The 17,688-nt window shown below is 52.3% G+C and carries 18 protein-coding genes and 1 tRNA gene; 4 read left to right on the forward strand and 15 right to left on the reverse strand.

The window, feature by feature from the left end; all coding sequences use genetic code 11:
• Positions 1–14 precede the first annotated feature (14 nt).
• A complete protein-coding gene (locus Q0L26_RS06785) occupies positions 15–1,838 on the forward strand; it encodes a heavy metal translocating P-type ATPase (RefSeq protein WP_296649102.1) in 1,824 nt (607 codons plus the stop codon).
• Here Q0L26_RS06785 and Q0L26_RS06790 read toward each other — a convergent pair.
• Complete coding sequence (locus tag Q0L26_RS06790) at positions 1,835–2,518, reverse strand: TrkA family potassium uptake protein (RefSeq protein WP_296649105.1); 684 nt, start codon at positions 2,516–2,518, stop codon at positions 1,835–1,837. The genes Q0L26_RS06785 and Q0L26_RS06790 overlap by 4 nt on opposite strands.
• Positions 2,511–3,902 (reverse strand): potassium transporter TrkG, encoded by a 1,392-nt coding sequence (locus tag Q0L26_RS06795; RefSeq protein ID WP_296649108.1) that lies wholly within the window; start codon positions 3,900–3,902, stop codon positions 2,511–2,513. Before Q0L26_RS06795 ends, Q0L26_RS06790 begins: the two co-directional genes overlap by 8 nt.
• 101 nt (positions 3,903–4,003) lie before the next feature.
• Between Q0L26_RS06795 and Q0L26_RS06800 the strand changes: the two genes are divergently transcribed.
• Positions 4,004–4,273 carry a hypothetical protein gene (locus Q0L26_RS06800; RefSeq protein ID WP_296649114.1) on the forward strand — a complete coding sequence of 90 codons (270 nt, stop codon included), beginning with the start codon at positions 4,004–4,006 and terminating at the stop codon, positions 4,271–4,273.
• A gap of 28 nt (positions 4,274–4,301) precedes the next feature.
• Here the strand turns inward: Q0L26_RS06800 and Q0L26_RS06805 are convergent.
• The 8 genes from Q0L26_RS06805 to topA form a co-directional block, all read right to left on the reverse strand.
• Positions 4,302–4,374 (reverse strand) — tRNA-Thr (locus Q0L26_RS06805).
• 28 nt (positions 4,375–4,402) lie between these two features.
• On the reverse strand, positions 4,403–5,332 hold the full coding sequence (locus Q0L26_RS06810; RefSeq protein WP_296649117.1) for an oxygenase MpaB family protein: 930 nt from the start codon (positions 5,330–5,332) through the stop codon (positions 4,403–4,405).
• A gap of 65 nt (positions 5,333–5,397) precedes the next feature.
• Positions 5,398–7,179 carry a cation acetate symporter gene (locus Q0L26_RS06815; protein WP_296649120.1) on the reverse strand — a complete coding sequence of 594 codons (1,782 nt, stop codon included), beginning with the start codon at positions 7,177–7,179 and terminating at the stop codon, positions 5,398–5,400.
• Entirely contained in the window at positions 7,179–7,520 is a 342-nt protein-coding gene (locus Q0L26_RS06820; protein WP_296649122.1) for a DUF485 domain-containing protein, read from the reverse strand. The genes Q0L26_RS06815 and Q0L26_RS06820 overlap by 1 nt, the downstream gene beginning before the upstream one ends.
• Before the next feature lie 124 nt (positions 7,521–7,644).
• Complete coding sequence (locus Q0L26_RS06825; RefSeq protein ID WP_296649125.1) at positions 7,645–9,120, reverse strand: alpha/beta hydrolase; 1,476 nt, start codon at positions 9,118–9,120, stop codon at positions 7,645–7,647.
• A 56-nt stretch (positions 9,121–9,176) separates the two neighbouring features.
• Entirely contained in the window at positions 9,177–10,340 is a 1,164-nt protein-coding gene (locus tag Q0L26_RS06830) for a DNA polymerase III subunit delta' (RefSeq protein ID WP_296649128.1), read from the reverse strand.
• Positions 10,341–10,342: 2 nt separating this feature from the next.
• Complete coding sequence (gene tmk / locus Q0L26_RS06835) at positions 10,343–10,963, reverse strand: dTMP kinase (RefSeq protein ID WP_296649129.1); 621 nt, start codon at positions 10,961–10,963, stop codon at positions 10,343–10,345.
• A complete protein-coding gene (gene topA, locus Q0L26_RS06840; protein WP_296649132.1) occupies positions 10,963–13,656 on the reverse strand; it encodes a type I DNA topoisomerase in 2,694 nt (897 codons plus the stop codon). Before topA ends, tmk begins: the two co-directional genes overlap by 1 nt.
• Positions 13,657–13,802: 146 nt before the next feature.
• Here topA and Q0L26_RS06845 point away from each other — a divergent pair, with 146 nt between their 5' ends.
• The gene (locus Q0L26_RS06845; RefSeq protein WP_296649134.1) at positions 13,803–14,327 is read left to right on the forward strand and encodes a hypothetical protein; all 525 of its coding nucleotides are present in this window, start codon (positions 13,803–13,805) and stop codon (positions 14,325–14,327) included.
• The gene (locus Q0L26_RS06850) at positions 14,327–14,809 is read left to right on the forward strand and encodes a GNAT family N-acetyltransferase (RefSeq protein ID WP_296649137.1); all 483 of its coding nucleotides are present in this window, start codon (positions 14,327–14,329) and stop codon (positions 14,807–14,809) included. The genes Q0L26_RS06845 and Q0L26_RS06850 overlap by 1 nt, the downstream gene beginning before the upstream one ends.
• Here Q0L26_RS06850 and Q0L26_RS06855 read toward each other — a convergent pair.
• The 5 genes from Q0L26_RS06855 to Q0L26_RS06875 are packed head-to-tail and all read right to left on the reverse strand — an operon-like array spanning position 14,804 to position 17,463.
• Positions 14,804–15,139, reverse strand: a complete 336-nt coding sequence (locus tag Q0L26_RS06855) for an Rv3654c family TadE-like protein (protein WP_296649139.1) — start codon at positions 15,137–15,139, stop codon at positions 14,804–14,806. The genes Q0L26_RS06850 and Q0L26_RS06855 overlap by 6 nt on opposite strands.
• Positions 15,136–15,495, reverse strand: a complete 360-nt coding sequence (locus Q0L26_RS06860; RefSeq protein WP_296649142.1) for a hypothetical protein — start codon at positions 15,493–15,495, stop codon at positions 15,136–15,138. The genes Q0L26_RS06855 and Q0L26_RS06860 overlap by 4 nt, the downstream gene beginning before the upstream one ends.
• On the reverse strand, positions 15,476–15,682 hold the full coding sequence (locus Q0L26_RS06865; protein ID WP_296649144.1) for a DUF4244 domain-containing protein: 207 nt from the start codon (positions 15,680–15,682) through the stop codon (positions 15,476–15,478). Before Q0L26_RS06865 ends, Q0L26_RS06860 begins: the two co-directional genes overlap by 20 nt.
• Before the next feature lie 52 nt (positions 15,683–15,734).
• On the reverse strand, positions 15,735–16,475 hold the full coding sequence (locus tag Q0L26_RS06870; RefSeq protein WP_296649146.1) for a hypothetical protein: 741 nt from the start codon (positions 16,473–16,475) through the stop codon (positions 15,735–15,737).
• Positions 16,476–16,530: 55 nt separating this feature from the next.
• A complete protein-coding gene (locus Q0L26_RS06875) occupies positions 16,531–17,463 on the reverse strand; it encodes an ATPase, T2SS/T4P/T4SS family (RefSeq protein ID WP_296649147.1) in 933 nt (310 codons plus the stop codon).
• Positions 17,464–17,688: the final 225 nt, after the last annotated feature.

Raw genomic sequence — 17,688 nt, forward strand, 5'->3', positions numbered from 1 at the left:
GGCAAACTAAGAACATGAGCAAGGCATTTCGCAATAACTACCTGCTTCTGGGCATTTCAATTTTGAGCCTGGTTGCTGGTTTGATTTTGGCCGCTCAAAAACAAGAAGCCGCATCTGTTTTTTCCTATGCCGTTGGCGCTGCGATCGGGTTGGGTCTATCAATACTTTTGCTGATTCGTGCGCTCAAAAACGGCGAATTTGGCAGCGATGTGTTGGCACTCATTTCTATTACAGCCACAGCACTCACCAACGAATGGTTGGCCGCCAGCGTAATCACCGTAATGTTGGCGACCGGCCGTGCACTTGAGCGCTGGGCCGAAGGTCGGGCGCGCAAGCAGCTCGAAGCTTTGCTGAAGCGGGCACCCCAATTTGCTCATCTAATTGACTCGGATGGTCAGATTCGCGATGTTGCACTCAATCAGGTTGCGATTGGCGATCGACTTTTGGTTCGGTCTGGAGAGGTAGTTCCTATCGATGGAACAATGCTCACCAGCGGGAGCTTTGACCAATCAGCCCTAACTGGTGAGCCTATCCCCGTGTTTATTGCACCCGGCGAAATGGTTCAATCGGGCGTTCTAAATTCAGATAACCAGGTTGAGATTTCGGCGAGTTGCACGGCAGAGAACTCGACCTATGCGAACTTGATTCGGTTGGTTGAACAGGCGCAGGCTTCTTCAGCACACGGCGTTCGCCTGGCAAACAAATGGGCAGTCAGGTTTGTGCCTTTCGCCATACTCCTGGCGCTTGCCGCTTGGATGATTTCTGGGCAGGTTTCAACCGCGGTTGCCGTAATCGTGGCAGCGACTCCGTGCCCTCTAATTTTGGCGGTACCGGTTGCCATCATCGCCGGCATGTCTAGAGCAGCAGCGAATGGCGCAATCGTGAAGGGCGGTGCTGCACTCGAGGCATTAGCCAGAACCGAAACTGTTCTGCTTGATAAAACCGGAACACTTACCCACGGTGGGCCACAGATTTCTAAGATGGCGTATGAGCCGGTTGCAGACCCTGACCGCGTGTTGATGCTGGCTGCCTCTCTCGACCAGTCAAGCCCGCACGTGGTGGCCAACGCATTGGTGACTGAAGCCAAGCGCCGAGGGCTGGTGTTGAAGCAAGCTACCGAAGTTGTAGAAAACCACGGTGTCGGGCTCAGTGGCCTGGTGGGCGAAAGACAAGTCAAGGTTGGGCAGCCCGAAGGTGAACTACCCGAGTGGGCACACCTAGACAGCGCTTTGCTGGTTGCTATAACCATCGATGGATCTTTGGCCGGCGTGATTGGCCTAGATGACCCGTTGCGCGATGAAGCAAAGGGCATGGTGCGTGCTCTGCGCGAACTCGGAGTGAGGCGAGTGCTGCTCGTTTCAGGTGATCGCAAAAGAACAGCAGACAGCGTTGGGCTCGAGGTTGGTGTCGATCAGGTTTTTGCCGATTGCAAGCCAGAGCAAAAACTTCAGATTCTCACGGATGAAATGCGTTCAGCCAAGGGAACAGTGATTGCAGTTGGCGACGGAATAAACGATGCTCCGGCACTGGCTGCGGCAACTGTTGGCGTTGCTATGGGAGCTCGAGGGGCAACCGCGGCCAGCGAGGCTGCCGATGTGGTGATTGTCGAAGATTCAATCAAACACCTGGCCATCGCGATTTCGATTGCTAAGGGAACCAGAGCCCGAGCGCTTCAAGCAGCCGGCATTGGAATGAGCCTCGCGATGCTCAGCATGTTTGGTGCAGCCTTTGGTTTTATTGGTGCTACCGAAGCTGCAGTCATCCAAGAATTTATCGACATGGCTGCAATTTTGTGGGCTCTCGTGCCCACTCGCATCATGCGTTATTCAAACAACTAACTTAGTTGGCCGAAAGCTCGAATCATGTCGGTAGGCCCGGCTAGCAACAAGTGGTCACCCTTGTGAATGATTGTCTCAGGCGTCGCGTTTTTGAAGTCTTGATCACCATGACCGGTTGCAACAACGGTGACACCGTAGCGTTTGCGAAGCTCAAGTTTGGCCAAGGTCTGACCATCAAATGATGTTGGTGCCGAGATTTTCACCATGACAAATTCAGGTGCAATCTCGATGTAGTCGAGAGACTCACCGGCAACCATGTGCGCAACCCGTCGGCCCATGTCGGCCTCGGGGAACACCACGTGGTGAACGCCGAGCTGCTCAAGAATTCGGCCGTGGGCACTCGATGTGGCTTTTACCCACACCTGCTTGACACCCAACTGCAGCAATAGCGAAGCAGTCAAAATGCTTGCCTCGAGATCGCTGCCGATGGCAACCACAGCTGCATCGAATTCATCAATGCCAAGCTCGCGCAGCGTCTCTTCGTTAGTCGAATCAGCCTTCACCACGTGTGTTAGGCCAGCGGCTGAGGCCTGCACCAAGCGATCGTCAGAATCGATTCCCAAGACTTCGCAGCCTGATTTCACCAATTCCAGCGCCAAGGATGTGCCAAATCGGCCCAAACCAATAACTGCGATGTTTGAAGCTTTGTTTGGATTGCGAAGGTTCAGTTTCTTAGCCAATGATCGGCCTTTCTTGAGCGTATTCGTAATGCTTGGTGGATTGCTTTTTGGCCAAAGCGATTGCAATCGCCATCGGTCCAATTCTGCCTAGGAACATCAAAATAATGAGGATTACCTGAGATGGAACACCCAGCGCTGCGGTGATTCCTGTGCTCAAGCCAACGGTTGCGAAGGCCGAGATAACTTCGAAAATAACCTGGTCAAGTGTGAAGTCGGTAATTAGACGAATGATGATGGTGGCCACGATAACTGCGGTGAACGCGAGGCTAATGATGGTCAGTGCTTCACGTTGAATTGAGCGCGGCAAGCGACGTTGGCCAACGTTGACTGCTGTTTCACCGCGAATTTCTGCCCAAACAATAAAAATCAGAACAGCTGCGGTTGTGACTTTAATGCCACCACCGGTTCCGGCGCTTCCGGCACCAATGAACATCATTACATCCATGCCCAAAAGCGAGCTTGGGTGGAGCGCAGCCATATCAACGGAATTGAAGCCAGCGGTTCGAGGCATGATCGAAAGTGTGAATGAGTTGAGCAGTTTTTCGCCAAAGCTCATCGGGCCCAAGGTGCCAGGGTTATTCCACTCGATTGCACCGAGATATACCCAGCCGCCGAAAATTAGTACGGCTGTCGCCCAAACCACAATTCTGGTGTGCAAAGACCAGTGGTGGGCAAAGTGCACGTAGCGAAACTCGCGCTCTTTGATGGCAGAAACGATACGGCGGCCAATTTCAAAAATGACCGGAAAACCCAAACCACCCAGGATGATGGCCAAGTTGATTGGCATCAACACAAATGGGTCGTCGTCGAATGAAATCAAGTTGTCTGAATACAGCGCAAAGCCCGCGTTGTTGAATGCCGAAATGGCGTGAAAGAACCCGTGCCAAAGCGCATCGCCAATCGAGTAACCCTTGGCGAGCATGAGGTGAACCGCGATAAACAGGGCAACCGAAGATTCCACCAAGAAAACAACGGTAAAGATTTTTCGAAGCACGCTTCTAACGTTGCTTAGCCCACCGAGACGAGCTTCAGATGCTGTGTTCAACCGGCTGCGCAGACTGATTTTGTCGGCAAACAAAACCCCAACCAAAGTTGCAAAGGTCATGATTCCGAAACCACCGATGGCAATCAAGCCAAGGATGACCAGGTGCCCGAGAGGGGTCCAGTAATTGGCAACATCGACTGTAGACAATCCGGTAACGCAGACTGCTGAGACTGTTGTGAAGAGGGCATCGATAAAGGTTGCGCCGCCTTCACCTTTTTTAGAGACAGGGAGCAACAGCAGAATGGTTCCGACAATCACGGCTGCCAGATAGCCCAAACTGATCAACTGAGCGGGGTGAAGACCTCGCTTTTGCTGAACTACCTTGGATTTCTTGGCCATACCCCACCTGTTATCTGACTGGTTAACTGTAATTCATCCGTGTCGGGGTGCTTGGGTTTGTTGACGGGCAAGGGCAATATGGTTCTAACAAAGGAGCCATCATGAGTGACCAGACCAATCAAGAAATTCTCGAGCGCATCGAGAAGGCATCAGACCGAACCACTCATGCGGTGCGTGCGCTTGCCCAGTTCTTCTACATTCAGTTGACCTCGACCACGGTTGGATCAATTCTGGGAACAGTGGCCGCGGCTACTGGCTTAGCTTGGCTTGGCGTCATTGCCGGTTTTGTGGTTACCGGCGGATTGATTTGGGCTGGCCTTGTGGGGCGAGCTGAACTGCGCAAATCTAAGATTCGAATCAACGGAAAATAGTTTTCGCAAGCCGTCGAGCCGGAACGAGAGCCACCTTGGGGAATTGAACCCCAGACCTGCTCTTTACGAGGGAGCTGCTCTACCAACTGAGCTAAGGCGGCACGTTGCCGAATTGGCAACTAGAAAATCTTACCGCTGGGCAAGAATGCCGATGCGTTCAAGCCTGGCAATCGCGCCATCTTCAATAGGGCTTTCTGGGCCAATGGCAAGGCGAATGAATCGAAGCACTCCCCTGGTGGTCGGCTGAATCAACCAGCGGGGTTTTGCCTTGAGGCCGAGCATCGATCTAAATTCCGCAGGCAGCGACAGCACAGCAGCGTCAAACAACAGTCTGTAAACCAGCTTGGCCGCCGCAGGGAGTGGCGGATTCTTGATGAACTTGACAACATTCAAAGTGGTTTCGTCAGCGCGAAGCAGGCCATCTGAGTTGAATTTTTCAATTGCCGCATTGAGTTCTTGGGCATTCATGGGTGCTGTATCTAGACCAAGAGGAATCACTGACTTTGCCCACTGGGCGATGTAGTTGTCGGCACCAGTGGGCGCTTGGCCGGCAGGAATTTCACGCCAGGCATACATCTGATGACAGGTTAGAAACGATTCGGTGAATGCAATGTGCACCCAAAGCAAAAGGTCTGGGTCAGCTGCGCGATAAGCCCTGGCTTCGCCCTGACCAGTTAGGTATTCGCCCTTGACCCGCTCGTGAAGTCGGTTGACTCGAGATGATTCACCGGCAACCGCATTATGCGAACCAAAGGTGGTGACTGTGAGCCAGCGAATGGTTCCAGCAAGGCGGCCAAGTGCATCTTGTTCATATCTAGAGTGATTGGCCACTCCCGTTAGCGAGCCCGGATGAAGTGCCTGCATCAACAAAGCACGGATGCCGCCGACCAGCGTTCCGAAGTCAGCATGAACAATCCATGGGGCATCGGTAGGCAAGTAGAGCCCGGGTTCGTCTCCGGCTGCAATTACATCGAGCCAAGGCGGAACTCCATCTGGGTCACCTGAGAGCAAGCGACGAAAACGCTTTGAAAGCGCCTCTTGGAGTGCATTATTGGGCATGCGTTAAGACTAACCAGCAAGCAGAAAGCCCCCGACCAATCGGCCGAGGGCTTTCTGCTTTGAAACTAGTGCTGAACAGCCTTGCCAATAGCAGCGCCGGTCATTGATCGAACCTCAAGCTCTGCATATTTTGCAGTGTTGCGTTCGTTCGAGGTGATGGTTCCGAGGAATCCGAATAGGAATCCGAGTGGAATCGACACCAAACCAGGGTTAGCCAATGGGAAGAAGTCAAAGCGAACTCCACCCTCGACGTAAGGAATAAGGCTGGTAGCCAGACCCGAAACGTTTGGAGAGAAGATCAGCAGCGTAACTGCTGAAGCTAGACCACCATAGATAGACCAGACGGCACCGCGGGTGTTGAACTTCTTCCAGAACAGCGAGTAGAGCACTGCTGGTAGGTTGCCCGAAGCTGCAATCGCAAACGCGATGGCAACCAAGAACGCTACGTTGAGTCCCTGTGCACCAATCGCAAGCACGATCGAGATGCCACCAATAACAATTGCTGAAATCTTGGCAACACGAACTTCTTGCTCAGGTGAGGCGGTTCCACGCTTGATCACGTTTGCATACAAGTCGTGTGCGAACGATGAAGAGCTAGCCAAGGTTAGACCAGCAACAACAGCAAGGATGGTCGCGAACGCGATTGCACCGATTACTGCAAGCATGACTGCTCCACCGGTTGTGCCCTCGCCACCACCAAGGAACTGTGCCAACTGAGGTGCAGCAACGTTTCCTGATGGGTCAACCGGAACCAGCAACGCCTTGGCGCCTGCAGATAGATCCTTGACGTGGTCAAGAGTCGTACAAGCTACGTCGCCGTCGGCAATTGCAACACCCTTGGCATCCATTAGACAACCATCGGCATCAACCTTGTATCCACGGAACAATGTGGTTCGGCTAACCAAAGCAGCTGCACCAAAACCTAGAGCGATGGTCATTAGGTAGAAAGCACCGATGTTACCGATTGCCCAGTTCACTGACTTTCGAGCAGCCTTGGCAGTTGGCACGGTGTAGAAGCGAATCAAGATGTGTGGCAAACCTGCGGTTCCAAGAACCAGAGCCATACCCAGTGAGATTAGGTCAAGCTTGCTGATCAGGGTCTTCACAGGGTCAATTGCACCGGTAGTGGCATCAACTATGTCTTTACCAAACTTCAAACCTGGCTCTAAGAAGTGCTCTTTGCCCGATGAATCGCGTGCGGCACCAAGTAGGTCTGAAATGTTGAAACCAAACTTCCAAAGCACCATCACGGTAAGCAGAATGGCACCGATCATCAGCAAGAATGCTTTGACGATCTGCACGTAGGTTGTGCCCTTCATGCCACCCACGGTTACGTAGATGATCATCAAGATACCAACGCCACCGATGATCCAGTTTTTAGCTGCTGGGTCGCTGATGCCTAGCAATAGTGAAACCAGCGCACCTGCACCAACCATCTGTGCCATCAGGTAGAAGATTGAAACTACCAGGGTGGAGGTTGCAGCGGCACCACGAACTGGTCGCTGCTTCATGCGGAACGCAAGCACGTCACCCATGGTGAATCGGCCCGAGTTGCGAAGCGGTTCAGCTACTAGAAGCAGCGCAACCAACCAAGCGACCAAGAAACCGATGGAGTATAGAAAGCCGTCATAGCCAAAAAGCGCGATGGTTCCGGCGATACCCAAGAACGATGCTGCCGACATGTAGTCACCGGCGATTGCAAGGCCATTCTGAAAACCAGAGAAGCTGCCGCCACCGTCATAAAAGTCTGAAGACTTTTTGTTGCTGCGGCCGGCTCTAAAGACCAGCACCAAAGTAAATGCTACGAAGGCGACAAACAGAATTGCGCTCAGTGTTGTTGAATTCATTACTTAGCCAACTCCCTGTCAACCTTGTCGCGAAGGGCTTCTGAACGGCCGTCAAGATTCTTGGATGAGTGACGCTCATAAAGCCACATGATCAGGAATGTAGAGACGAACTGCAAAGTACCCAAAACAAAGGCGATGTTGATGTTGCCGATAACCGGCTGGGCGACCCATTCACGAGCGAATGCGGTCAGGATTACGTAGAGGAAATACCAAACCAAGAAAGCCGCGGTCAGAGGAAAAGCAAACCCTCTAAACTTTCGCTTCAGTTCTTGGAATTCAGGGCTGGCCTGCGTTTCGGCCCATACCCTTTCGTTCTCTGTTGAACTCAATTGAACTCCCATGTTCAAAAAGTCCAGTTCGGCGACGTTGCCGAACTGCAGGGTGCTGGGGCACTCTTACCGTGAGCCTATCCAAAATTGGAAAAGTTTTTTAGCACTTTTTGGGAGGTAATCAATTCGTTATATTTCAGCAATTCGGATCTTCGCTTGGCACAACATTTTTGATGAAGTAATTGTCAACAGCGTCAGCTATGCACTGATTGCTGCGCCCATAGGCAGTGTGCCCCTCGCCGTTATAGGTAACTAAGTGACCATTTTCTAAAATCTCGTTGGCCAGCGAAACCGCTTCTTCATATGGGGTTGCCGGGTCGCCGGTGGTGCCGATTACCAAAATGGGGGCCGAGCCTGCGGCGTCATAGTTTGCTGGGCGTTTTGCTACCGGGAAAGGCCATTGCTCACACCCAAGGCCGCCGAATTGCCAGTACCTTCCGAAAACGGCACTAGCAGACAGCGCCCTTTTGTTCTGAGCTGCCATTGCTGATTCATCAGCCGACTCTCGGCCATCAAGGCATGAAATAGCCCGGTGGGCTTCCATGGTGTTTGAGGCATAGGTGCCGTTATCTAAGCGGTCGTTATAAACATCGGCAAGCAGCATGAAAGTGCTGCCGTCACCTTGCTTCAATTCGCTGAAGGCCTGGCTCAGATAAGGCCAGTAATCCTCGCTGTAGAGCGGCATGATCATGCCTGTGATCAAACCCCAAATTGTTAATTCGCGACCAGTGTCGGTATTCACCGGGTTGCTTTCAACTTTTTTGAGGAGTGTCTTTACCTCTTTGACTGCCTGGCTTGAGGTGCCCTTGAAAGGGCAGTCGGCGCTTGTGACACAGTCATTGACAAAGTTTCTAAAAGCCTGGTCAAAACCCACAAGTTGATTCAGGCTTGAATCTGACTCACTAATGTTCGGGTTGATGGCGCCGTCGAGAACCATGCGGCCAACTTTTTCGGGGTAGAGCTCGGCATAGGTCGTGCCCAAGAATGTGCCATAAGAAAAACCGAGGTAATTCATTTGTGAATCACCAAAAACTGCACGGATCACATCCATGTCGTGGGCAGCAGAAACGGTGTCGAGCAACCCTAGCCCCGGCCCCGTGTTCTCTAGACAGGCATCACTGAACACTTTGGTTTGTGCTCGAGTTGCAGCTATGTCTTGCGCTGAACCAAGTTCGAATCCGGTGTCTCCGTAAAGCAGCCCATCGGTGGCTTTCGCACCGAGGCAAGTCACGTGTGGTTCGCTGAGGCCAACCCCTCTTGGGTCAAAGCCAACGATGTTGAAATTTGCGCGCAACTGATCTGTGCCAAGTTGATCAATCGAATCGGTGATCCACGAATAACCCGAAGCACCCGGGCCGCCCGGATTGAAAATAACTGAGCCCAGTGGCTTCACCTTGTCGGCTTGGTGGTAGGCCACTGCCAACTTGAATGAACTTTCACCAGGATTATTCCAGTCGGCCGGAACCTCAATCGTGCCGCAATAGGTCTTGGTGCCACCACATGATTTCCAGGTGACTTCTTGCTCATAAAAGGGCGCGAGTTCAGCTGAGACAGACTCAGCAACCGATGGCGAAACCTTTGGGTCTGGCTGCGCACAAGAACTGAAAACCATAGCGAGAACTAGGGTCGCTGCAACCGTAGCGACTGACCGAAAATACTTGAGGGGCACTATTTGGCCTTTCGACGCAATTGCACAGCCAGCGATTCTAGAACCATGAGATCACGAACGTTGGCCGCGATTCGGTGACGGGATTTGGCGATTGCATCGAGCTTGGCAAGAGTTTCGGCCGGAGTGCTGTTGGATGCGATGTCTGCGATTGCTGCGGCTTGTTCGGCGTTTACGAGTGGACTATTTGCCTGCAATTGCACAGTCAAAATGTCACGGAACAGGGCAAGCAAATCAACCAGAATGCGGTCTAGCCCGTCTCGCACGCTTCGAGTGGCACGGCGCTTTTGACCTTCATCCAAGGTGCGCAGGTCAGCCTTGAGATTATTCGGAATTGCATCGCCCGGCTGAAGACCGAGCGAACGCATCATGGCAGCCTTTTCTTCTTCATCGCGTTCGGTTGATAGCGCCTCGGCATCTTTCTTGGCGATATCTAACCAGCGTTCTGCTGCTGAAATCGCTGAACCAACGCCGGTGATGTTTAGTGCGATTTTCAAAGTTTCGGTGCGTCGGCTGCGAGCTTCTGGGCTAGTGGCAAGTCGTCTAGCCATTCCGATGTGGCTCTGTGATTCGGCGGCCACCTGAAGGGCAAGCTTCTCGTCAATGCCATCTCGCTGCATTAGTAAACGGGCCACTTCTTCAGTGGCAGGCACCTTCAGCCCCACGCGGCGAACTCGCGAGCGAATGGTCGGCAGCATGTCAGCCTCTGATGGAGCACACAGCAACCAGATGGTTCCGGCTGGCGGCTCTTCTAGGGCCTTCAAGAGAACGTTTGAAGAACGCTCTTGCATGCGGTCTGCGTCTTCAATGATCATGATTCGCAATTTGCCCAGGCTGCCACCAAATTGCGAGTTAGCGACTAACTCACGAACTTCTTCAATTGAAATTTGCACACGCTCAGTTGAGAGAACCGAGATGTCTGGGTGACTGCCAGCGGCGGCCATTGTGCAGCTCTTGCAGGTTCCGCAGCCGTTTTCAGAGCACAGCAACGCTGTCGCAAAAGCGTGAGCCAGATTCGAGCGACCCGAGCCAGGTGGGCCGGTCATTAGCCATGCGTGATGAACGCCAGCTTCTTTGTGCGCAACAGCCATGGATAACTGGCTAACAGCCTCGGGTTGACCAAGCAGGTCTGCCCAAACCGGCGCGAACGTCTCAAGATTTGTCATGGTCAACCCAACAGTGATTCGATGCGAGCGCGAATTTGCGCCTGCATCTGTTCAACAGTTTGGCTAGCATCTACGACAAAGAACCGTTCTGGCTCGGCAGATGCAAGTGCTAAAAACCCTTGGCGAACCGCTTCAAAAAATTCGACCTTTTCTCTTTCGAGTCGATCTGGTGCCACACCTGTAGTTTTTCTTCGTGCTCGCGCAGAAGCGGCATCGAGGTCAAGCAAAACCGTTAGATCTGGCAACAAGCCTTCAACCGCAAACAGCGAGATTCTTCGAATTTCATCAGCGGCCAATTCGCGACCAGCGCCTTGATAGGCAACCGATGAATCTAAGTAACGGTCGGTAATTACATCGGTGCCCGCTTCAAGAGCAGGTCTAACTTTGGTAGCCACGTGCTGGGCTCGATCGGCTGCATATAAAAGTGCCTCTGCTCGGGCTGAAACTTCACCCTTTCGGTGCAGCAGCATGTGGCGAATCTCTTGGCCTAAATCAGTTCCGCCCGGCTCTAAGGTGCGCTGAACGTTGCGACCCTTTTCAACCAGATACTGTTCGAGCAAATCGGCTTGGGTAGATTTTCCAACCCCGTCGATTCCCTCAAACGAAATGAACAGCCCAGCCATTACTTCTTCTTTCGAGTTCCGGCTTTGACAACTTTGGTCTTGCTGGCGATCTTCTTCTTTGGCTTTCCAGCTTTCGCAGGCGCTTCGCCCGGCTCAAGGCCCAACTTTTCACGTCGAATAGCCAAAAGCTCAAACGCCTGGTCGGCTGACATCTCTTCAAGATTTTCATCTTTAGGAACTGTGGCGTTCACGGCACCATCGGTTACATAAAGACCGAACTGACCAGTCTTTGCGACCACCGGCAAGCCTGAAGCAGGGTCTTCGCCGAATTCCTTTAGTGGGGTCGCTGCAGTGCGACGGCCTCCATATTTTGGCTGGGCAAAAATCTCTAGCGCACCTGCCAGATCAAGGCTGAATAGCTGGTCTTCGCTGGTTAGCGAACGAGAGTCTTTCGCTTTGCTCAAGTAAGGGCCGAACTTGCCGTTTTGAGCGGTGATATCAACGCCGGTTTCTGGGTCGACGCCAATAACTCGAGGTAAAGATAGCAACGAAATTGCGTCTTCAAGAGTCAAGGTCTCAGGGCTCATCGATTTAAACAGTGAAGCTGTCTTTGGCTTCGCGGCGTGTTCGTCATCCAAGGTGACATATGGGCCGTAACGGCCATCCTTGAACAAGATATTGAAGCCGGTTGAAGGGTCAACGCCCATCACGCGGTCGGTAATAACCGGTGCATCAATCAACTCTTGAGCCTTGACCGGAGTCAATTCATCGGGAGCCAGGCCTTCGGGAATGTTGACAATGCGGCGGCCATTTTCGTCGGCGCCCTCGTCGTCTGGTGAACCCATTACCTCGATGTATGGGCCATATTTACCGGTGCGCAGGGTGATGCCTTCGCCGATGGCAATCGAGTTGATCGCACGAGGATCGCTGTCACCCAGGTTCTCTACTGTTGGGCGCAAGCCCTCTGTGCCTTCGCCGCCAAAGTAGAACTTCTTGAGCCAGGTGCTGCGGTCTAGTTCGCCAGAGGCAATGCGGTCAAGGTCTTCCTCCATCTGAGCGGTGAAGGCATAGTCAATAAGGTTGCCGAAGTTTTCTTCAAGAAACCTGGTGACGGTGAAGGCGATCCATTCTGGAACCAACGCTTGGCCGCGTTTTGAAACATAGCCCTTGTTGATGATGGTCGACATGATGGCGGCGTAGGTCGAAGGGCGGCCGATGCCATCTTCTTCTAGAGCCTTGACCAGTGATGCCTCGGTGTAGCGAGGCGGTGGGCTGGTCTGGTGATCTTTTGCCGTTACCTCGACGGCCTTCAAAACTTGACCAACTGTCAGGTTAGGTAGCTTCGATTCACGCTCGTCTGACTCATCGGTGTTGCGTGATTCATCGTGGCTTTCTTCGTAGGCAGCCATGAATCCGCGGAAGGTCACTACGGTGCCTGATGCTGTGAATTCAGCATCTTTGCCATTTACACCGGGAGTTACAGCGATTTTTGCGGTGGTGGTAGAAACCTTTGCGTCTTCCATCTGCGAGGCAACAGTGCGCTTCCAGATGAGGTCATAAAGATCTAGCGCGCGACCGCTAAGCACTCGGGCTAACTCTGACGGGTGCTTGAAGGTCTCACCAGAGGGGCGAATCGCTTCGTGGGCTTCTTGAGCGTTCTTTGATTTACCCTGATAAACGCGTGGCTTTTCGGGAACAAAATTTGCACCAAACATTTCTTTCGCCTGGGCCCGAGCAGCATTGATGGCCTGAGTCGAAAGTGTTGGCGAGTCGGTACGCATATAAGTAATGTGACCGTCTTGGTAGAGACCCTGGGCTGTATCCATGGTCTGTTTTGCCGACATGCGCAATTTGCGAGAGGCCTCTTGCTGCAGCGTTGAGGTCGTGAATGGCGCTGCCGGGCGACGAGTGCTTGGCTTTGATTCAACCGATGTGACAGTGATTTTTGCCTCGGATGACCTGACGGCCACTGCGAGCTCATCTGCCTCAGCCTGGCCCAGCAAAATTACATCGGCAGTTAGTTGACCCAAGTCGTTGAAGCTCTGACCGGTGGCGATTCGCTTGCCGCCGATGCTCTGAAGTTTGGCAGTGAACTGTGGTTCACCAGAAGCTTGTGGGTCGAGCAACGCCTCAACGTCGCAATAAGAAGCCGAGACAAATGCCATTCGCTCACGCTCGCGCTCAACAACCAAGCGCATCGCCGGCGACTGCACACGACCAGCACTTAGACCGCGGTTGATCTTGCGCCAAAGAACTGGCGAAACCTCATAGCCATAAAGTCGGTCGACAACTCGACGAGTCTCTTGTGCCTGAACCAGGTTGTCATCAACAGCGCGAGTGTGTTCAAGCGCCCCTTGAATTGCATCTTTGGTGATCTCGTGGAACACCATGCGCTTGACCGGAACCTTTGGCTTCAAAACCTGCAGAAGATGCCATGCGATGGCCTCACCCTCGCGGTCCTCATCGGTAGCGAGATAGAGCTCCTCAGCGCCCACCAGGGCCTTTTTCAAATCTGTGACAGTTTTGTTTTTACCAGGTGAAATCGCGTAGTACGGCTCAAAGTCGTTTTCAATGTCGATTGAAAATTTAGCCAGCGAACCCTTCTTTTTTTCGGCAGGCAAGTTCTTTGGGTCAACCAAGTCACGGATGTGACCAACCGAGGCCAAGACCTCGTAGTCGTTGCCCAGAAATTTAGAAATCGTCTTCGCTTTTGCTGGCGACTCAACGATTACTAACTTGCGGCTACCTGCCAAAGGGTGCTCCTCTTTATAAAGGTGAAAATCAATACTGCAAACTCGACAATACGACAGTCGCCAAGTTTAGCCATATTCGAAAATGTTATTTGTGCATGGATGATGGCTGAGTAAGGTGGAACTTATCAAGCATTAGGGGGCTAGAAATGTTTTATTCAACTATCAACATCGTTCAAACCGCAACGGCAAACTCGGCGGATGCGCCAGACATCGACTGGGGACAAATTTCGCAAGTATCCCAGGCATTCGGTGCAGTATTGACCGCAATTACAATCGGCTTTCTTATTTGGCAGAGTCGTGCTCTGAGCCGTTCAATGAAATCGCAGTCATACCAAGCCATCGTTGCCATGCAGGTGGGTGTCGACAAGCTTTTGATTGAAAACCACTTTGCCAGACCATACCTATATGGAGACAAAAAGCTGCCAAAGGCCACCACCGAAGAAGGCGCCAAAGTTCACGCCATCATCGACATCGCGATGAACGTGATTGACAACACCTGTCAACAGCGCGACCTTCTACCTAAAGATATGCTTGAGTCTTGGATCTACTTTGCGATGGAGACTTCAGAGCGCCCGGCTGTTCGAGAGTTTCTGAAGCTTCACCCAGACTGGTACCCAATTGCACACCGCGGTGAGTACCGCAAAGAATACAAACGATTGACAAAGGGCTAATGACCATAGTTTTCAAGCCGCTTGAAGCAGAGGCGATGAGCGAAATTCTTCGCATTCAAGAATCCGCCTACGAGCCTCGCTACCAAGAGTCTGAAGAAACTATCCTTTCGAAAATTGAGTACTCACCCGGCACTTCTATCGGTGCTTATGAAGATGGCAAGTTGGTTGGCTACGCCTTGGCTTTTCCTTGGGGTGCTTCTGAGAACATCCCGCTAAATTTTGATCTTGCCGATCACTCTCCAATCATTGACACACTTTATGTTCACGATGTTTCAGTTGATTCTTCGCACCGCGGACGAGGCATTGGCTCACACATCGTTCAGCATCTTTTTGAAAAAGCTGAGGCCATGGATGCTCAAAGCCTCACCCTGGTAGCCGTGCAAGACGCCAAGCCTTTCTGGGAGTCACGTGGTTTCGAGACTCTTTACGGCCCGGTCGAGGGCTATGGATCTGAGTCAGTAAAGATGCGCAAGTTTCTATAGAGCGCTAGCACCTGCCCGAGCTTTCGAAATAAGCCGGATGCCCAGCACCTCTTTATGAGACTCAACCTCAACTTCAAAGGCCTCAACTCGGCACTTATCGAGGCTTATCTCGAAGCGTTTAGCCATCTTGCCCGCAACTTCACACGGATATCCAGTAGTCAACCCTCGAAGTGAATCTGCTGCGGCGAGCGCAATTGCCTCGACTCGCACATTCAGTCGATGATGCTCTATTTCGGCGAGAACAATCGATTGTGTCAGCGCGAACACACCGAGTGAAGCTGTCATGAGCGCAATGGCGAGAATTGTTCCTGAGCCAGATTCAGCCTTCATAGACCAGGCTTTCTCGAGCACTCTCTCTCAGCCAGAACAAAGCTGAACCCCGGCAACGAACCCAGGGTTGCTGTCTTCGATGCCTTGGCACAAATTAGGTCTTCTGAAACATCCGAAGCGATATCGAACCCCGAACCAAATTGGCTTTTCAGCGTCTCTACGAATTCGACCTTCTCGCCGCGCGCCAGAGCCCTTGATGTGCTTGCAGCCAGCGAAATTAGTTCTAACCGCTGCAACTGCAGAGAAGTTGCACCCAACGTGATTGACAGCACCAGGGCTATCGCTGGCAATGTCAGTGCAAACTCAGCGGTTATCGAACCAAGTTCGTTGTTTTGACTAGCCTGCTGGCGCATCATTTGGATTAGCGAAGCTTAGTGCGCTTCTAACCAGATCAAACAGGATTGTTCGAACCTCATCGCTGCGCATAATTACCACCAGTAGTCCTGCAAAACCAACAGCGGCCATGGTTGCAATCGCATATTCTGCGGTCGCCGCTCCGGTTTCGTCTGCGAACCAATTACGCAGCTTTCCACCCAATTTCATACTTTTGACACTATTCACCTGTGCTCCTTTATTTATCTCTGTTTTTAGTGGGCTAATTAGCCATCAACCCGATGGCTACCGGCACCAAGGCAATCAGCACGAATGCCGGCAGACTGGTGAGCCCTAGAGGAATCATGAGATTCACTGACAATTTGCTGATCTTGGTCGAATCTTCATGCCAGTTGGCTTGGCGCAACCTTGTCGCCTCAGAAACCAGGAGACTGGCCAGCGAAGCGCCAGTAGCCACTGAAATATTGAGCACTTCAGCAATCTGAGATCGATCGAATCCGACTTCGGTTATTGCCTGATTGGTGTTTAGGCCGGCATCCAAAGCAATTACAAGTTCGTCGAAACCTGCAGCAGGGTCACTTTTGTTGGGCTGCGCTTTGTTGACCATGGAATCAGACCAGATGCGGCCGATAAGCATGAGTGCAATCCCGAGTGCGAATGCTATGAAGCCAATGGGCGATTGAAATATTGATGGCAGCGGGCTTAAGCCTGAAAACTGCGCAAGCAATAGCGCTAGAACGGGTAGACCCATTACAAGCTTGGCCGTAGCTCTTGGGGCAGAAAGTGCCAGCTCAATCTCGCGCTGGTGCAAGTTCGCCTGCTTGAGAATCTGAATCTGTCGCTCGATTGCTGACAGCACTGAACCGCCAAGCCGGTTTGCCAGATTCCAGACTCCATAAAACTTGGCCGATTGCTCTGCGGTTAGTTCATCAAACTTTGCCTGAAGGTAACCCATGGCATTTTGCGACGAGATTCCAGCTGATAACAGGCCAGAAAGTTGCATTAGCAACTCAACCAAATCAGGCTTGGCATCATGCGTTTCTGACTGTATAAGGCCGCTAATCAATTGACACCGGTTGCACTTGGAGGCCGGAACCAGACAGACAAAGCCGCCCGACAGCGACAAGTTTCTTACCTTCTACATAAAGAACCCAGTTGAACGCGGCACTGGCCGCATTGGCCAATTGCTGTGCGGACATACCTTCGGCGAAGGCAATCATCTCTAGCCGTGTAACCGTTGACTCGATTGAATTTGCATGGATGGTTGCCCCGGCCCCTCGATGCCCAGTATTCAATGCCTGAAGAATCACCATCAGCTCGGCCCCTCGAATCTCGCCAACAGCAAGTCGATCAGGGCGCATTCGCAGCGCCTCGCGAACCAGTCGCCCTAGCCCGATTTCACCCTTGCCCTCAATATTTGGTTCACGGGTTTGCAATGCAACAAAAGTAGGCGATTCAATTGCCAACTCGGCAACGTCTTCGACAGCTATGACTCGGTCACTCGAGCACTCTGCCAGCATTGCCCTCAGCAGCGAAGTTTTGCCGCCGCCCGTTGGCCCAGATATCAAGAAATTTTCACGCCGGCGAACCACGCCCTGCAAAAAACTCAGCGCAGCATCGTGACAACCCAGTTGGTCAAACATGCCCAACCCTGCGAGCTGAGCCAAACCAAAGAGGCGGCCATTGTGACTGCGGATCGAAATGTAGGTTTTTCGCGAACACCCAGATGCCAGCGCTACATGCACCCTAAAGCCGCCGATCGCGACATCGGCGAATGGATTCGATTGATCGAGCCTTCGGCCGCCAGCTGAAATCAAACCCTGAGCGATCTCGGCAATTTCAGCCTCAGATTCAAATGGGCTATCGAGCGGGCGCAGTGAGCCATCACCAATTTGGGCCCACACCTGCGAATAGCCATTTATCAATACATCGCTAACACCCGACTCACTGACCAGACCAGCGATTTTTGTTCCCAAAGTGTTAGAAATCATGCTCAAAGCATCTTCGAGCAACAAACATCCGTGCTCAGCTGGTTCAAATCTGTGGAGAACCTCGGGCTCAAAAGCCCTGTTAAATTAGGGGGCCCCAAGCTCTGGGGGGAGAGCCTGGGGCCAGGCGATACCAGATTGGGGGAATCGGTATCGCAGGTTAACAACAAGTGCTAACAAAGAAATAATAATGCGGTTTTACGAATATTTATTCCCCGAAACTAGAAA

The organism is Rhodoluna sp. (assembly GCF_024641065.1).
Lineage (GTDB): Bacteria > Actinomycetota > Actinomycetes > Actinomycetales > Microbacteriaceae > Rhodoluna.

Bases quoted from the DNA above. Each gene is read 5' to 3' on its own strand.
- Q0L26_RS06810 (WP_296649117.1), bottom strand. From the start codon at position 5,332: ATGCCCAATAATGCACTCCAAGAGGCGCTTTCAAAGCGTTTTCGTCGC.
- Q0L26_RS06875 (WP_296649147.1), bottom strand. From the start codon at position 17,463: ATGATTTCTAACACTTTGGGAACAAAAATCGCTGGTCTGGTCAGTGAG.
- Q0L26_RS06815 (WP_296649120.1), bottom strand. From the start codon at position 7,179: ATGAATTCAACAACACTGAGCGCAATTCTGTTTGTCGCCTTCGTAGCA.
- Q0L26_RS06825 (WP_296649125.1), bottom strand. From the start codon at position 9,120: ATGGTTTTCAGTTCTTGTGCGCAGCCAGACCCAAAGGTTTCGCCATCG.
- Q0L26_RS06785 (WP_296649102.1), top strand. From the start codon at position 15: ATGAGCAAGGCATTTCGCAATAACTACCTGCTTCTGGGCATTTCAATT.
- Q0L26_RS06865 (WP_296649144.1), bottom strand. From the start codon at position 15,682: ATGAAATTGGGTGGAAAGCTGCGTAATTGGTTCGCAGACGAAACCGGA.
- Q0L26_RS06795 (WP_296649108.1), bottom strand. From the start codon at position 3,902: ATGGCCAAGAAATCCAAGGTAGTTCAGCAAAAGCGAGGTCTTCACCCC.
- Q0L26_RS06830 (WP_296649128.1), bottom strand. From the start codon at position 10,340: ATGACAAATCTTGAGACGTTCGCGCCGGTTTGGGCAGACCTGCTTGGT.
- tmk (WP_296649129.1), bottom strand. From the start codon at position 10,963: ATGGCTGGGCTGTTCATTTCGTTTGAGGGAATCGACGGGGTTGGAAAA.
- Q0L26_RS06845 (WP_296649134.1), top strand. From the start codon at position 13,803: ATGTTTTATTCAACTATCAACATCGTTCAAACCGCAACGGCAAACTCG.
- Q0L26_RS06860 (WP_296649142.1), bottom strand. From the start codon at position 15,495: ATGATGCGCCAGCAGGCTAGTCAAAACAACGAACTTGGTTCGATAACC.
- Q0L26_RS06855 (WP_296649139.1), bottom strand. From the start codon at position 15,139: ATGAAGGCTGAATCTGGCTCAGGAACAATTCTCGCCATTGCGCTCATG.
- Q0L26_RS06850 (WP_296649137.1), top strand. From the start codon at position 14,327: ATGACCATAGTTTTCAAGCCGCTTGAAGCAGAGGCGATGAGCGAAATT.
- Q0L26_RS06870 (WP_296649146.1), bottom strand. From the start codon at position 16,475: ATGCAACTTTCTGGCCTGTTATCAGCTGGAATCTCGTCGCAAAATGCC.
- Q0L26_RS06800 (WP_296649114.1), top strand. From the start codon at position 4,004: ATGAGTGACCAGACCAATCAAGAAATTCTCGAGCGCATCGAGAAGGCA.
- Q0L26_RS06820 (WP_296649122.1), bottom strand. From the start codon at position 7,520: ATGGGAGTTCAATTGAGTTCAACAGAGAACGAAAGGGTATGGGCCGAA.